13 protein-coding genes are annotated in these 15,200 nt (G+C 34.7%); 6 read left to right on the top strand and 7 right to left on the bottom strand.

All coding sequences use genetic code 11. The annotated features are described in order from the left end of the window. Positions 1 to 54 precede the first annotated feature (54 nt). Complete coding sequence (bshC, locus tag ACTIEI_RS08730) at positions 55 to 1,656, top strand: bacillithiol biosynthesis cysteine-adding enzyme BshC (RefSeq protein WP_439505911.1); 1,602 nt, start codon at positions 55 to 57, stop codon at positions 1,654 to 1,656. 3 nt (positions 1,657 to 1,659) lie between these two features. Here bshC and ACTIEI_RS08725 read toward each other — a convergent pair whose 3' ends face one another. Both ACTIEI_RS08725 and ACTIEI_RS08720 read right to left on the bottom strand, forming a co-directional pair. Continuing rightward, positions 1,660 to 4,065, bottom strand: coding sequence for a transglycosylase domain-containing protein (locus ACTIEI_RS08725; protein ID WP_439505910.1), 2,406 nt, complete (start codon positions 4,063 to 4,065; stop codon positions 1,660 to 1,662). A gap of 29 nt (positions 4,066 to 4,094) precedes the next feature. Continuing rightward, positions 4,095 to 7,004, bottom strand: a complete 2,910-nt coding sequence (locus ACTIEI_RS08720; RefSeq protein ID WP_439505909.1) for a tetratricopeptide repeat protein — start codon at positions 7,002 to 7,004, stop codon at positions 4,095 to 4,097. 83 nt (positions 7,005 to 7,087) lie between these two features. On the opposite strand from ACTIEI_RS08720, the gene ACTIEI_RS08715 reads away from it, so the two are divergent. From ACTIEI_RS08715 to ACTIEI_RS08705, 3 genes are read left to right on the top strand one after another with little or no spacing between them, the layout of a single operon-like run. Next, the gene (locus tag ACTIEI_RS08715; protein WP_439505908.1) at positions 7,088 to 7,483 is read left to right on the top strand and encodes a hypothetical protein; all 396 of its coding nucleotides are present in this window, start codon (positions 7,088 to 7,090) and stop codon (positions 7,481 to 7,483) included. Positions 7,484 to 7,492: 9 nt separating this feature from the next. After that, a complete protein-coding gene (locus tag ACTIEI_RS08710; protein ID WP_439505907.1) occupies positions 7,493 to 7,900 on the top strand; it encodes a hypothetical protein in 408 nt (135 codons plus the stop codon). Beyond that, positions 7,887 to 8,522 carry a SprT-like domain-containing protein gene (locus ACTIEI_RS08705; RefSeq protein WP_439505906.1) on the top strand — a complete coding sequence of 212 codons (636 nt, stop codon included), beginning with the start codon at positions 7,887 to 7,889 and terminating at the stop codon, positions 8,520 to 8,522. Before ACTIEI_RS08710 ends, ACTIEI_RS08705 begins: the two co-directional genes overlap by 14 nt. Before the next feature lie 85 nt (positions 8,523 to 8,607). Here ACTIEI_RS08705 and sucC read toward each other — a convergent pair whose 3' ends face one another. Continuing rightward, the gene (gene sucC, locus ACTIEI_RS08700) at positions 8,608 to 9,819 is read right to left on the bottom strand and encodes an ADP-forming succinate--CoA ligase subunit beta (RefSeq protein WP_439505905.1); all 1,212 of its coding nucleotides are present in this window, start codon (positions 9,817 to 9,819) and stop codon (positions 8,608 to 8,610) included. 114 nt (positions 9,820 to 9,933) lie between these two features. On the opposite strand from sucC, the gene ACTIEI_RS08695 reads away from it, so the two are divergent. Further along, a complete protein-coding gene (locus tag ACTIEI_RS08695; protein ID WP_439505904.1) occupies positions 9,934 to 10,506 on the top strand; it encodes a YceI family protein in 573 nt (190 codons plus the stop codon). 89 nt (positions 10,507 to 10,595) lie between these two features. Here the strand turns inward: ACTIEI_RS08695 and ACTIEI_RS08690 are convergent, their stop codons facing one another. The 3 genes from ACTIEI_RS08690 to ACTIEI_RS08680 all read right to left on the bottom strand — a co-directional run bounded on the left by ACTIEI_RS08690 (position 10,596) and on the right by ACTIEI_RS08680 (position 13,933). Next, on the bottom strand, positions 10,596 to 11,105 hold the full coding sequence (locus ACTIEI_RS08690) for a DinB family protein (RefSeq protein ID WP_439505903.1): 510 nt from the start codon (positions 11,103 to 11,105) through the stop codon (positions 10,596 to 10,598). Positions 11,106 to 11,107: 2 nt separating this feature from the next. Further along, on the bottom strand, positions 11,108 to 12,778 hold the full coding sequence (locus ACTIEI_RS08685) for a S8 family peptidase (RefSeq protein ID WP_439505902.1): 1,671 nt from the start codon (positions 12,776 to 12,778) through the stop codon (positions 11,108 to 11,110). 117 nt (positions 12,779 to 12,895) lie between these two features. After that, positions 12,896 to 13,933, bottom strand: a complete 1,038-nt coding sequence (locus ACTIEI_RS08680; protein WP_439505901.1) for an RluA family pseudouridine synthase — start codon at positions 13,931 to 13,933, stop codon at positions 12,896 to 12,898. Between the two features lie 28 nt (positions 13,934 to 13,961). Between ACTIEI_RS08680 and lipB the strand changes: the two genes are divergently transcribed. Beyond that, positions 13,962 to 14,684 (top strand): lipoyl(octanoyl) transferase LipB, encoded by a 723-nt coding sequence (gene lipB, locus ACTIEI_RS08675; RefSeq protein WP_439505900.1) that lies wholly within the window; start codon positions 13,962 to 13,964, stop codon positions 14,682 to 14,684. Between the two features lie 4 nt (positions 14,685 to 14,688). On the opposite strand, the gene ACTIEI_RS08670 is transcribed toward lipB, so the two are convergent. Then, complete coding sequence (locus ACTIEI_RS08670; protein WP_439505899.1) at positions 14,689 to 15,195, bottom strand: hypothetical protein; 507 nt, start codon at positions 15,193 to 15,195, stop codon at positions 14,689 to 14,691. Positions 15,196 to 15,200 lie beyond the last annotated feature (5 nt).

The following is a 15,200-nucleotide window of genomic DNA, read 5'->3' as shown; positions in this document are numbered from 1 at the left end:
GTTCAATAATATACAACTCATGTAAATCAATGAAGTTGTATTTTTACATTCTATATGGATTGTAGCACCCATTATTTACCATACGAAAGCACCGGATATTTTTCTAAGATTGTTCAGGATTACCTGCAACAACACGAAAACTTGAAGTCATACTATTTGCATGAAGCCAATCTAGCAGGTGTTCAAAGCGCCCTGGCCGAAAGAGACTTGCACACCGTAAATAGGGTTGTTTTAGCAGAAGTGCTAACCGAGCAATACCAAGGTATTGATACAGATAGTTTGGTTAAAAAGAATATTGAAGCATTGTTATTACCCAATGCATATACCATTACCACAGCACACCAGCCTAATATTTTCACAGGGCCACTTTATTTCATCTATAAAATCATTCATACCATTAAGTTAGCATCGGAGCTAACAAGTAAATTTCCAGAGAAAAAATTTATTCCCGTTTATTATATGGGGAGCGAAGATGCCGATTTAGATGAATTGGGTTTTGTAAATATAGACGGTACAAAATTAGTTTGGGATACAACTCAAACGGGAGCGGTGGGTAGAATGAAAGTAGACAAATCATTCCTTACTTTAATTAAAAGCATTGCTGGTCAAATAGGGGTATTACCTTACGGGAATGAGTTGGTAGCATTATTTGAATCATGTTATACACTTGGTAAAACCATTCAGCAAGCCACATTGGAGCTTGTTAATGCATTATTTGGAAGGTATGGTTTAGTGGTATTAGTACCTGATCATCCGAAACTAAAAAAAATATTTGCACCTATAATAGCAAAAGAGTTAACCGAGCAATTCTCTCAAAAAATTGTTGCAGAAACAATAGCTAGTTTGCAAGAAAATTATAAAGTTCAGGCAGCTGGAAGGCCCATCAATTTATTTTATTTAATAGAAGATAAAAGGGAAAGGATAGAATTTAATGATGGGGTGTATGAAGTAACGGCATTGGGCTTGCAATTCACAAAGGAAACCATTTTGCAAGAGTTGAATAATTACCCAGAGCGGTTTAGCCCGAATGTAATTTTGCGTGGTGCTTTTCAAGAAACAATTTTGCCCAATATCATTTTTATTGGGGGAGGAGGGGAGCTGGCTTATTGGCTAGAACTTAAAAACGTTTTTAAAGCAGCAGAGGTAGCTTATCCCATTTTAATGCTAAGAAACTCTTTTGCATTATTAACAAATAAAATGGTTGCAAAACAAAATGCTTTACAAATTAGTGATGAAGATTTGTTTTTGCCAACCCATCAATTAATAAAAGAATACGTTGAACGTAATTCAGCCAATCAATTGAGTTTGTCTGAAGACATTAACAATGCGAAAGCTTTTTATGAAACACTTCATGTTAAAGCGCAGAAAATTGATGCCACATTAAATGATCATGTAAGTGCTTTAGAAACTAGCGCAATAAAAAAAATTCAAGCATTAGAATTAAAATTTCGCCGTGCAGAAAAAAGAAAATTTAGTACAGCGGAAAGTCAAATCACACAATTAAAAGGCTTTTTATTCCCTAGTAATAGTTTGCAAGAGCGCCACGAAAATTTAGCTATATTCTATAGCAAATTAGGGCCTCAAATCATTGATCTGATTTATAAATCCTCCAAAGGGATAGACCCATCATTCATTTTAATTAAATTGAATCAATAGTTCCTATTTATTTCCTCCAGGCTTCTTTACAGGAGGGGGTAAAATGGCTTTTGGCTTCTCTGCAGGTTTAGGCGTATTATTTGCTGGCGATGCAGGCGGTGTAGAAGGTTTTTTATTCTCAATAATGATATCTGATTCTGCGCCTAATTCTTCTGGCTTTATATTTTTTGAAAGCTCATAGTCTTCAGATGTACCAGTTCCCATATCTTCTCCTTCACCACCTAAGATAGGATTGGTCCCATTGATATAGTCAATGATGATATCATTGCTCATTACTTCAGGTTTCACAAAGCTTAACTTAGTGTCAATTCCACAATTAGGGTCGGCCGCTGCTTTGTTAAAGAAGTAAGCCCAAATTGGCATGGCTGCTCTACCGCCCTCTCCATTTTTACTATCAAATCGAATAAAACGATCGTCGCATCCTACCCAGCCACCAGCAAGGTATTGAGGAGTATACCCCATAAACCAAGCATCACTGTTATTATTGGTAGTTCCTGTTTTGCCTGCCACTTGTAATCCCGCAGGAATACCATGTTGCCAAATACCTGCTCCAGTTCCATTTGTTAATACCCCTTGCATCATTTTAATCACTGAATACGCAGTAACATCGTTAATAACTTCTTTACGTTGAGGAGTAAAAGTAGCCAGCACATTCCCATTCCTATCTTCAATTCTTGTGATATACATGGGCTTTGCATTGAAACCTCTGCCCGGGAACATACTATAAGCTTGCATCATTTCGAATAAAGATATTTCACAAGCCCCCAATGCTATAGATGGGTATGGATCAATTTTTGTTTTTAATTCGCATTTTTCTAAAAACTCAACAAAACGTTTTGCCCCATTATTGGCCGTATTGTCTAACTGTTTCATGATGTATGCAGAAGCACAGTTTCTTGACTTAGCCAATGCAATGGCCATTGGTATGGTTGCACCTGTGCAGGTTTTAGATGTAGCAGGAACTAAGCCGTATTGTCCAAAATTTTGTTGAATGTCTTGAACTGGTGAGTTAGGATTTAAGCCCGCTTCTTCAATAGCCAAGCTGTACAATAAAGGTTTGATGGTACTACCTACTTGGCGTTTGGTATTAATATTAGCATGGTCATATTTGAACGTTTTAAAATCAATACCCCCCACCCAAGCTTTGATTTGTCCATTTAGCGGATCCATTACCATAAAGCCAGCTTGTAGCATTTGTTTATGGTATTTTATTGAATCAAAAGGCGTCATGGTGGTATCTATTCCTCTTGTACTATTCCAAGCAAACACCCGCATAGGTACTTTCTGATAAAAAGTACGCATGTTTTCCTCGTCTGATAATCCTTCCCTTTTTAAATTCTTCCAACGATCGGTTTGTTTGATGGCTTGTTCTAAATTGGATTCAAATCCTTTCCAGATACTTCCCGTTTTGATATTTGCTTGGGTATTAAATAGCTTTTGCATATAGCTCATATGCTTTGCAACAGACTCTTCTGCATATAACTGCATTCTAGGATTAATAGTGGTATAAATTTTTAAGCCGTCTCTATATAAGTCATATTGATCCCCATTATTCTTAGTATTTTCCTTGCACCATTTCTTCATTTCTTCCCCAAGGATCATTCTAAAATAAGGTCCTAAACCAGTTGTTTCATCTAGCTTTTTATAATTGAGTTCAATGGGTTGGCGTTTGAGTAGTTCTGCCTGTTGTGCATCCAAATAATTGTTTCTTACCATTTGATTAAGTACGGTATTTCTTCTATCTAAAGACAATTTTGGATTTCTTCTTGGGTTGTATAAAGTAGCTCCCTTTAACATGCCAATTAAAACAGCAGCTTCTTCAACATTTACCCTGTCAGGTTCTTTCTGAAAAAACGTTTTAGAAGCGTTTCTGATACCATATACATTGTCGCTATACGCAACCGTGTTCAGATATAAAGTAATGATTTCTTCTTTGGTGAAGTTTCTTTCTAGTTTTACTGCAATAATGCCTTCTTTGATTTTCTGTAGGGCTCTTAAGATAAAGTTTTTGGTACTCCAGTTTTCAGTAAATAAGTTTTTAGCGGTTTGCATAGTAATGGTACTAGCTCCACCTTCACTTCCTAAATAAAAAATGGCTCTTCCCAAAGACCTTGCATCAATGCCGCTGTGTTCATAAAAACGCTCGTCTTCCGTTGCAATCAGGGCTTCAATAATATGTTTGCTAATGTCTTTGTATTGTACATTAATACGGTCTTCAATATAATATTTACCCATTAAAGTTCCATCTTCTGCGTATACTTGAGAAGCCAATGAGGCAGATGGATTTTCAATATCATCTAGGTCTGGCATGCTACCAATCCAGCCAAAATTCAACATGGCTAATAAAATAATAACAAAGGCAAAGCCTCCAAAAAATATGCGCCAAAATATGCGAACTGGTTTACTCATTTTGTATGCTCTAGTTTGAAAGGGTAAAATTAATATTTATCAGGGAACAGATTCTTCAACAATTTCCAATAATCAACAGTTTCCCCTTTTTTCTTTAAAATAGTTAAATTAGAAGGGCTAATAATGCTAAAACTATATTTGTCTGGTGTTAACCATGGGATAATTCGAGTGGCTGCCAATCCTTTGTTTTTATCGGTATAGGTACTGGCTTCGGTTGCATTCGCAAAAGGTCCCATTAAGAGCAGTTGTTCCCCCTCATTAATTCGAATGACAGTTATGGGAAGCTTTTGTCCGTAATAACGATCTTGGTTAAATCGATTAAATGCATTTTTTGCTTCATTTACAAAAACAGGATCAACTTTATACAAGGCAATAGCTACATATTGCGAATCAGCAACATTAAAAGAATACTCATCTGGCAATACCTTTCTTTCTATCGTGGAAGAAATAATAGGGGCTGTTGGGGTAACTTTTTCTGGAACTTTGATTGTTGTTGGTGCTTTTACAATAATTGGAATCTGTTCTGATTGAATGGTGTTTAAATCTACTTTTCTATCTTCATTTTCGATTGGTCGTTCTATAGACAAATTAGTTAAGTAAGTTTCAATTTCAGCTCGTTTATTTAAAACATCCAACATGGTTTTTGCTTTTTCTGCAATAGGACTAGTGGGGAAAAGACTACTAATAGTGGCTAATCTGAGTTTGGCGATGCTGTCTTGTTTTTGTTTAATGTAATAGATTGATTCGATGTAAATTAATTGAGGGGACCAATACGAGTTACCTAATTTTGCATCTGCTTTATTTTTATTTGCAATTGCTTCCTCAAATTTCCCTTCAATAAACTGATTATAAATAGTTGCGTAAAGCTGATTGTTATTTTCCGATTTAACTTCAACACCGGTTTGCAATAACTGATTTTTTTTACCTTTTGGATAAAAATCGGTTAACAGTTGTTTTACTGAATCGGCTTTATTGAGTTCATTAATTTTTTTATAGCAATAATTCAACTGAAACCATACTTCTTCTAAAATGCTGCTTTCTGAAAACCTTTTTGAAAGAATTTCATAGGTATCAATCGCTGCATTAAAATCATTCAATTGATACTGGAAGCCCATGGCGATGTTGAGTAAAGATGTTCCAATTAATTTATTCGATTGTTGTAGCTTTTCATTAGTAAGTGGTAAACTGTCCATCAAAGACTCCATACTTAATGGAGCAATTGTAGTATTGTTTTTAATTAACGGCGGTTCATTATCTATATTAATTGATCTGAAGTTTTTATCTACTGCAGATTGTCTTCTCCAATTATCTATATTAGGTCTATTTCCCCATTTTGCTTTAAAATCGGAAAGGCCTTTCGTTTTTAAATTATTATTCATAAAATAAAAACCTTCGTTTGAATTGGTTCCTCCAAATAAATCAGATGGAAGGGTGTTATTTATTCCTGAACCATAACTTAATTCATTTGCTGTGTCTTTTATTCCTTTTTCTTTTCTTAATCTTTTTAATAAAGATTTTAAAAAAATAATCCTATCTGATTCTGGTAATGTGGCAATTTTTTGTAAACTATCTTCTCTGTTAATAGTGATCAATGCCAGGGCAATTTTTTTTAATGGTTCTTTCTTTATTTCAATATTAGATGCTTCAGCTTTATTTAATAAATTAGTAGTTATGCTGTCTTGAGAATTAGATGCTTCAATGTATTTTTTTAGTTTATACTGTGATTCAGATAAGAGGTAATATGATTTGCTTCTTTGAATATTATTATCTTCATTATAGAAGATGCTTTTTTTAAGTAATTCTTCTGCTTGTTTATATTGCTTTTGTCTTATTTCTAATTCTGCAGCAGCATAGTAAATTAAGTCTCTGTATTGTTGAAATTTTTCTTTCTTAGCCATTGCAAGCAATTGACTTAAATGAAAGTTCAGTGCATCTTTTTGATTGTCTGCGTTAAGGGCAACAATATTTAAGCGTGCATATATATCCATTAAAGGATCATTCGTATGTTGTATTGCTTTTTCAAAAAACAGGGTAGATAAAGAATCTTTGTTTGAAATTGCAAAAAGTTGACCAATTAGATACTCCCACCTTGCTGTTTCAGATTTGTTAGAAGCATTAGGTAGCGCTTTGATAAGATAGAATGCGGCACTATCATATTGCTTTTCATTATATAATAAATAAGCATTGTACTCATTCCAGCTAGTTTTTAATCGGGATGGGAAATAGCTGTCTGATGCTAAAATTTGTAATAAGGATTCCGCTTCTTCTAATTTACCTTGTTCTATAAAATTGCGCGTTTGTAATAAAAAGCTTTCATTTCTAGCAGGAGGAAGTGAACTCATTTTTTTCCAAAGAGACCTTTTTTCATCTGTACTTATTGAAAATGCCCCTGATTTACTACTTGAATTGCTACCAATAGGCAAATCGTAACCATCCTCCTTTTTTGCAAATGCATAGTTTATGTAATTAAAAACTTGGGTTGCAGAATCGAAATCTTTCCGATGCATGTAAGCGTTTCCCATTAATAAATAAAATTGATCTACCCAGTCACTTCGTAAATCGTGCAACAGAATTCCTGCCGTACACTTGTAAATAATGCTATCTATTTGACCTTTGGCTGTTTCATTTAGTGAATAGTTATAAAAGGGGAGTAAGGCTGTATAATCTTCTTTGTGTTGTTCTTTAGCGGCAATTATGATATTTTTTAGCTTTTCTGAAGCATTGTAATAATAGTTGAACTGACTTACCGTATTGTTATATAATCTTCTTGGGATAGTAAATTTCTTATTTCCTGATTTTTCAGCTGGTAAACTCCTGTTTTGGTATTTTTCGGGCTTTGTAATAGTTACACTCGTGTTGGGTTGCGCACCAAGAAGGGAGCAACTAAATAGTAAAATGCCCAAAAGGGTATGATATGGTTTCTTGAGAAAATAAAACATAAAATCCCTTAAAAATACAGTTATTTCTGTACCATACAGATATAAAACCGAACCAATCCTTACCTTTAACCAGTTTTTATAATATGGACAAAATTAAAACTGGTAATACATTTAAAAGGCTCAGGAATACCTATCGATTGGTAATCATGAACGATGACACTTATGAAGAGATGGTTGCGTTTAGGTTATCAAGGCTAAGTGTTTATATTGGCTTAAGTACGGTGTTCGTTTTATTGGTTGGATTGACCATTGCATTAATTGCTTTTTCTCCCCTCAAATACTATATCCCCGGGTATGGGACCAAAGAAAGCAGAACTGCCTTACAACTATTAAAAATCCGAACAGATTCTTTAGAAAACGAAATCAGGTATAAAGAGCAATACTTAGAAGGGATTAAAAAAGTATTAGCTGGAGACAAGCCTGCTACATTAGATACCATTCCACTTACTTTACCCAAAGTAGAGGCATCCAATGATTAAATCTTCCATATGAAAATTCAGCACTCAAAATTGTTTTTTCCACTCGTTATTTTATTCATTATTGTAACGATAATCTGTTTTTTGTTTACGACTAGTTTAAAGAACAACGGGATAAATCCAATGGTAGTATTTGGAGCTAATAGTCTATTATTCCTTATTTGTGCATATAGTTTAGGTATGCAAATTAAATCTGTAAACAACAAGAACCCGCATGCGATGGTTAGAGGTGTAATGGGCTCTGTAGTGTTAAAATTATTTGTATTAGGGGCTGCTGCTTTTATTTATTTATATAATGCTGGAGAATCCAAGAGTGTAAATGCATTGTTTGTAAGCATGGGCTTATATATTCTTTATACTTGGTTAGAAGTTAAGATCGCTATGCAATTAAACCCAGGAAAAAAAGATGGCCGCAGTTGAGCATCCATTAAAAGAGTTAGCTCGTTTTTTGCCCAATGGGAGTTTTGATTATGTAGTTAAATACCTTTACGAGTACAAAGTGCATTTGACAGTTGCAAAAAATCGAAAATCTGTTTTAGGCGATTATCGCCATGCCCATCAGGGAAATAATCACAGGATAAGTGTTAATGGGAACTTGAACTCATATGAGTTTTTAATAACCTTATTGCATGAACTAGCCCATTTACTCACTTTTGAACAATATCAAAATAGGGTAGAGCCTCATGGAAAAGAGTGGAAAGCAATCTACAGTAAATTATTAGTTGAATTTGTAAGGTTAGGTGTTTTTCCTTCAGAAATTGTTGCGGCATTAAAACAATCCATCATATCCCCTTCTGCTACAGCTAATGGAGAAACTGAATTATTAATGGTTCTGAGAAAGTATAATTCTTTTCAAAAGCCTGGGGTTTGTTTTATTGCTGATTTACCCTTAGGTGCACTTTTTGCACTGTCTAATGGAAAAATTTTTAAAAAAGGGGAACTTCGGCGTAAACGATATATCTGCACAGAATTAAAGACAGGCTTGGTTTACACAGTGAGTGCAATTACCGAGGTAAAGCGAATTGAAATAAAAGAACATTAAAATTCAATTTAGTTAGTCCAAATAAAAAAAGCCATTAGAAATTAAAAATAATTTCTAATGGCTTTTAAGTATGCTTAATGAATGATTAGGCAACAGCTTGCTTAACCAATGCTGCAGCTTCACTCAATTGAATTGCCGATTGAACTTTTAGTCCACTTTCGTCTATCAATTTCTTTGCTTCTACTGCATTAGTTCCTTGTAATCTTACAATAATTGGAATATTTATATTGCCTAATTTATTGTATGCTTCTATTACACCAGCAGCAACACGATCGCAACGAACAATACCCCCAAAAATATTGATAAGAATCGCTTTAACGTTAGGGTCTTTCATGATAATACGGAAACCAGCTTCAACTGTTTGGGCGTTCGCTGTACCACCTACGTCTAAGAAATTAGCAGGGTCTCCGCCGCTTAATTTAATCATATCCATGGTAGCCATTGCTAATCCTGCACCATTCACCATACAACCTACGTTGCCATCTAATTTAACAAAGTTTAAGTTGTATTGACCAGCTTCAACCTCAGTAGGGTCTTCTTCCGTTACATCTCTTAGTGCTGCTACATCAGGATGACGCATTAATGCATTGTCATCAATATTCATTTTGCAGTCAACAGCGATAATTTTTTCATCACTGGTTTTGAATAGTGGATTTATTTCTAACATGCCACAGTCTAAGCCAACATATGCATTGTATAGATTGGTTACAAATTTCACACAATTTTTGAAAGCTTCTCCGCTTAAACCAAGGTTAAAAGCAATTTTTCTCGCTTGGAATCCTTGTAATCCACCTCCCGGGTGAACCCACTCTTTGAATATTTTTTCTGGTGTGTTATGGGCTACTTCTTCAATATCCATTCCCCCTTCCGTACTGTACATAATCACATTCATTCCCTTGGCTCTATCTAATAAAATAGAGAGGTAAAATTCTTTAACTGGATTTGGACCTGAATAATATACATCTTGCGCTACTAAAATTTTGCTCACTTTCTTGCCAGCTTCGCCGGTTTGGATGGTAACCAATGTGCCGCCTAAAATGTTTTTGGCAATATTGGTAACATCTTCCGCACTTTTAGCAACTGCAACTCCTCTTTGTTCAGTTCCTACTATTTTACCCTTGCCTCGACCACCAGCGTGTATTTGGGCTTTCACAACGGCAAAATTATTGCCGGTTTGGGTTTTAATTTGACGGTAAGCCTCTTCGGCTGCCATTACGGTATCAACTGCAATACCTTCCTGTACTGGAACTTGGTATTTTTTGAGTAATTCTTTAGCCTGGTACTCATGAAGATTCATATGGAACAATTTTTGCGAAGATAAGATAATCGTAGATGCAGAATTAAACCTTTTGTTAAAATTGTTGTTGTAACATTAATTTTAGTATTTTTGAAACTCTAAATAAAAATCAACATGAAAAAAATGGCATTAGCGCTGTTAAGCACAGCTTTTTTAGCAGGAATTTATTCCTTTACTGGTGTAACAAGTACCAAAGAAGTAATCACTTATAAAGTTGAAGCTGGAAAAAGCCGCGTTGACTGGGTTGGGTCTAAAAAGAATGATTTCCATACCGGTTTTTTCAACGTTAAAAGTGGTTCTGTACAAGTAAATGGAGGAAAAGTAACAGGAGGTGAGTTTGTTATTGATTTAGCAAATATAAAGGTTACCGATGCTGCGGGTGCTAAATTGGAAGGTCACTTGAAGTCTGGAGACTTTTTTGATGTTGCAAAATACGGTGAGGCAACTTATAAAATTACTAGTGTTGTTTATGCTGATGATACCAATGCAACAATCACTGGAGATTTAAATTTGAAAGGAGCAACCTTACCTGTAAGTTTCAAAGCTGTTATTCGTAGCGCAGACGAGAAAGGTTTATTTGCAGAAGCTTTCTTTGCAATGGACAGAACTTTATTTGGGATTAATTACGGTGTTGGAAATATCGCTAAAGATGTTCAGGTAGCTGTTCACCTTTATGCGATTAAGTAGTTGGTTTAGCATAGGAAGAATAATATTAAAATAAAAAAGTCTCGGTTAACTAAATGTTTGCCGAGACTTTTTTGTTGAACTTCTATTAGTTAAAGATATCTTTCTTCAACTATTTTTTTATGATGCATTAAATGACCAAATAAAATATAAGCAATTGCATTTGCGGTCATTTTGTGATTACTTGTTATTCCTTCATTAGCTAATTGTTCATCGGTTAAAGAGAGCAATAATAAGTCGGTAGATTTCCTAAGCGCCTTTAATTCTTCTTTTAGTGATATAAATGTTCTAGCACTTGCATTAGCTTGTAAAGCAAAAAAATTTTCATCAAAGCCTGGTAGAGGAGTAATATCTTTTCTTGCTATTCTAAGTAAACGGTATTGCATAATTCTTTCCGTATCAATTATATGTTGTAACATATCTTTTAACGTCCATTTATCTCTAGCATATGCGTAATCTCCCTTATCGTCTGGAAGGTTTAAAAAGAAATAAGTTAGTGGATGAGAAATATGGTTTACCGCTTCTCTAATATTGTTGTGTTCAATTTGATTAATATATCCTTCAAAAAATGGAGGATAATCTTCAGGGGAAGGTTTTGGCATAATTATTTTTTTGATTGAGTAATTGGCTTATTGATTGTGGTTGCTTTAAAGTCATGTGCAAGCTTAACTGCGTTATATGCATTCACAATTCCCCCAGTTTTAGAAAGCGCTGAAAATGATATAGCAGTTTGATCTGGTCCAGGTTTAATGCACTTGATTTCTTTAGAAGGGTAGTAGACAGATTGCTCAATTATACTTTTCAAATCCACAGCAGATAATAATGGATAGTACGATTTCAAAATGGCTGCTATGCCAGATACAATTGGAGTTGCCATACTAGTCCCCTTTAAATTACCGTAATTATTACCCCCTGGGATAGTTGAAAAAATTTTAACACCAGGAGCAAAAACATCTACATTTTTTTTGCCATAGCTACTAAAATCTGCAGCAATGCTTGTTCCAATACTAGGATCACTACTTGCACCTACAGTAATATAATTTTTAGCATAGCTTTTCCAAGGCAACAACCAGGGGTTGGGAAAATTATCAGCAGAGTCAAGATTTTCAGCATCATTTCCAGCAGCATGAACAATTAAAACATCTTTTGATTCAGCATATTTTACAGCACTGTCTACCCATGCTTTTTCTGGAGAGAATGACTTGCCAAAACTCATGTTGATAATTTTGGCACCATGGTCTACAGCATAACGAATAGCTAGAGCAATGTCTTTGTCATATTCATCTCCATCTGGAACTATGCGAAGTGTCATAATCTTTACTTGATCTGCAACACCATCTACTCCAATTGAATTATTTCTTTGCGCACCAATAATCCCACTTACATGCGTACCATGAGTTGGACCAGGACCCATAACATCATTGTTCCCATAAAATTTATCAGAAAAATCAAAATAGTTGTCACCCACAATTTCTTGTCTATAATTAGGGGGAGCGATGTCTTTGGATTCAAAAGCTAATTTCTTACCTTCAATGTATTCTTCTAGTTCCTTTAATGCATTGGTATTTGTTTCATCAGGATCAATTTGTAACATTTTCATTACCGTTAAAAAACCCAATTTGGCATCTTTGGCAGTTTTTGTAGTCGGCTCAAATTTTTCTAGCTTTTCACAAGTGTATTCATTTGTTCCCATTTCTTGCCTTAAGACTTTATCGTGTCTCTTAAGTGCTTTTGCAGTGACTTCGATGAACATTAAATCCATCATTTCTTCCTGACTAAAATTCAGTTCTTTAGCAGCTTTCACCCACATTTGATATTGGGTTTTATCTTTCAAACTCAACAGATTTGTGTCTATCGGATTGGTTAAGTATAAATGTTTGAATCTATGATATACCCTTGCTCTTTCATCACCTGCTTTTTTTAGGCTTTTCCCGTTCTTGCCTCCTAGAAAATTCCATCCATAAACATCATCTATATAACCATTATTGTCATCATCAATTCCATTATTGGGTATTTCTTTTGGGTTTCGCCATAATACATTTTTTAAATCTTCATGCGTTGTATCTACCCCTGAGTCTAAAACAGCAACAATAACTGTTTGCGGTTTTTTGTTTTTTGTTCCCAAGAAGTCGTATGCCTTTTTAAGGCTTATTCCATAATATTGAGTAGCGTCTAGATCTAATAAATGCCAACCTTTTGGCGTTTCAGATTGAGCAATAGAAGAATAACCAATTCCACATCCTATTAGGATGGCAAGCACAGTCCTACAAATCATGTATTGTAAATTTTCTCTCGGTACAAATTTGCAGAATCCTACTGATAAATAAAGGTTAGAGTTTCCTAATTATTCGTTCAATAGACCCTCAACTAGGCTAAATTTCCTAATAAAATGTTAAACCTTACTGTATTCGCGCCATTTGTCAATGGCAGCTTCTATATCCTTCGGTATGGGGGATTCAAAAAATATTTCTTTTCCGGTTGCGGGATGAATAAAGCCTAGTGTTTTTGCGTGAAGAGCACATCTTGGGCAAGCTTCAAAGCAATTGTCTACGAATTGTTTATATCTAGCATATACAGTTCCTTTTAAAATTTTATCACCTCCATATTCTACATCATTAAATAAAGTATGCCCAATATATTTCATATGTACCCTTATTTGGTGTGTACGTCCTGTTTCTAATTTACATTCAACAAGGGTTACGTAGTTAAATCGCTCAATTACTTTATAGTGCGTTATAGCATGTTTCCCGGTTTCTCCTTCAGGATATGCGTCAAACATTTTTCTATGTTGTTTATGTCGGGCAATATGTGCATTGATGGTTCCTTCATCTTCTTTTATATTGCCCCATACCAATGCAACATAACGTCTATTTACAGTATGATTGTAAAACTGTTTGGCTAAATGCGCGGCGGCTTCACCCGTTTTAGCTAATACAATTAATCCAGTGGTATTTTTATCAATACGGTGAACTAATCCAAATCTGGGTAAGCTTTCTTCGTTTACTTGTGGGTTTTGTTGTCTTAAATAGTAGGCAACTCCGTTCAAAAGGGTACCACTAAAATTGCCTACTCCTGGATGAACCACCATATTTGGGGGCTTATTAATGACCATTAAATATTCATCTTCATAAACAATATTTAACGGAATAGGTTCCTCTTTTAATACAGTGTGTTCAGGATTAATCAGGCTCATTAAAATGATTTCGTCACCTGGTTTAATTTTATAATTGCTTTTAACTGTTTTGCCATTAACTGTTAAAAAACCTGCTTCAATTCCTTGTTGAACTTTGTTTCTAGTAGCCCCTTCCATATGCATTTGAACCCATTTGTCAATTCTGAAGGGTTCCTGGCCTTTATCTACAATAAAAACCTTTCGTTCATATAAGGCATCAGTCTGTTCTTCTGAAATTAATGCTGTATCTATCTGCATGCGGCAAAATTAGCTTTATTTTTGTGGTATGGAGCAGGAAGTCATATTCAAAGATTTGGGTAAAAGGAGTTACAAGGAAGTATGGGATCAACAAGAGTCTTTGCTAAAGGCAAATGCAGATATTAAAATGGCTTTTAAATTTGGTAACCAACCGTCGCTAGATCCTAATAAGATTCCTACTTTACATCATTTATTGTTTGTGGAGCATCCGCCAGTGTATACGTTAGGTAAAAATGGTAAGGAAGAACATGTACTAATTAATGAAGCTGAAAGACTAAAAAAAGGAATTGAATATTTTCATATTAATAGGGGGGGAGATATTACTTTTCATGGACCAGGACAATTAGTAGGATATCCCATTTTGGATCTTGAACGTTTTAAAACTGATTTGGGGTGGTATTTAAGAACACTTGAAGAAGCGATTATTTTGACCATGGCAGATTATGGTTTAAAAGGAGAACGAAGTGCCGGAGAAACAGGAGTTTGGTTGGATGCACATATTAAAGGGAAAGAAAGAAAAATTTGTGCGATGGGAATTAAGTGTAGCAGATGGATAACCATGCATGGTTTTGCCTTTAATGTAAATACCGACTTGAGTTATTTTGATCATATTGTACCATGTGGTATACAGAATAAAAAAGTAGCATCATTGGCGCAAGAATTAGGCCATTTAGTTGACTTGGAAGAAGTAAAGTATAGGGTAAAAAAACATTTTGAAACGCTCTTTCAATGCAGATTGATTGGAGACTAATGAATTATTGGAGGTAAAATTTATTTCTTTCTAACAATTCCCCATTGCAATAGAGCTCAAAATGATACCATCCACTGTGATAAAAGTTGCTCTTTTCAACTATCCATTTATCTTCATGAAAGTTGGTAATATTGTGTAATAATTGTTTGCCATCGTAAATTAAAAGGCTGTATCGTTTAGATTGAGTATTGGGTAATTCAATGGCAAGGTTGCCTTTTAAATTGGTAAATACATAAATTGATGGGACCCAATTATCTTGTATATCCATTTTGAGTACAGGCGAAAATATAACGGTTGTCTTATTTTTTCTTATTAAAGTGTCTTTGGTATTTTTAAAAATGGAATCTTTAAATCGGTTATAGTCTGCCTTACTTAATTCTTTAAATAGTGTACCCTTTATAAATATTTTTTGTTGGATAGATGATTTTTGCGCTACTTTTTTAGTGTTCTTTTGCGCAGCAACAGTACTAGAAAATAGAAAAGCTAAACTTAATAGAATACATGAACGCATAGAAT

Source organism: Sediminibacterium sp. (genome assembly GCF_051860225.1).
Classification (GTDB): domain Bacteria; phylum Bacteroidota; class Bacteroidia; order Chitinophagales; family Chitinophagaceae; genus Sediminibacterium.
The sequence above is the reverse complement of the archived record's forward strand: the minus strand, read 5'-3'. Positions and strand labels throughout refer to the sequence as shown.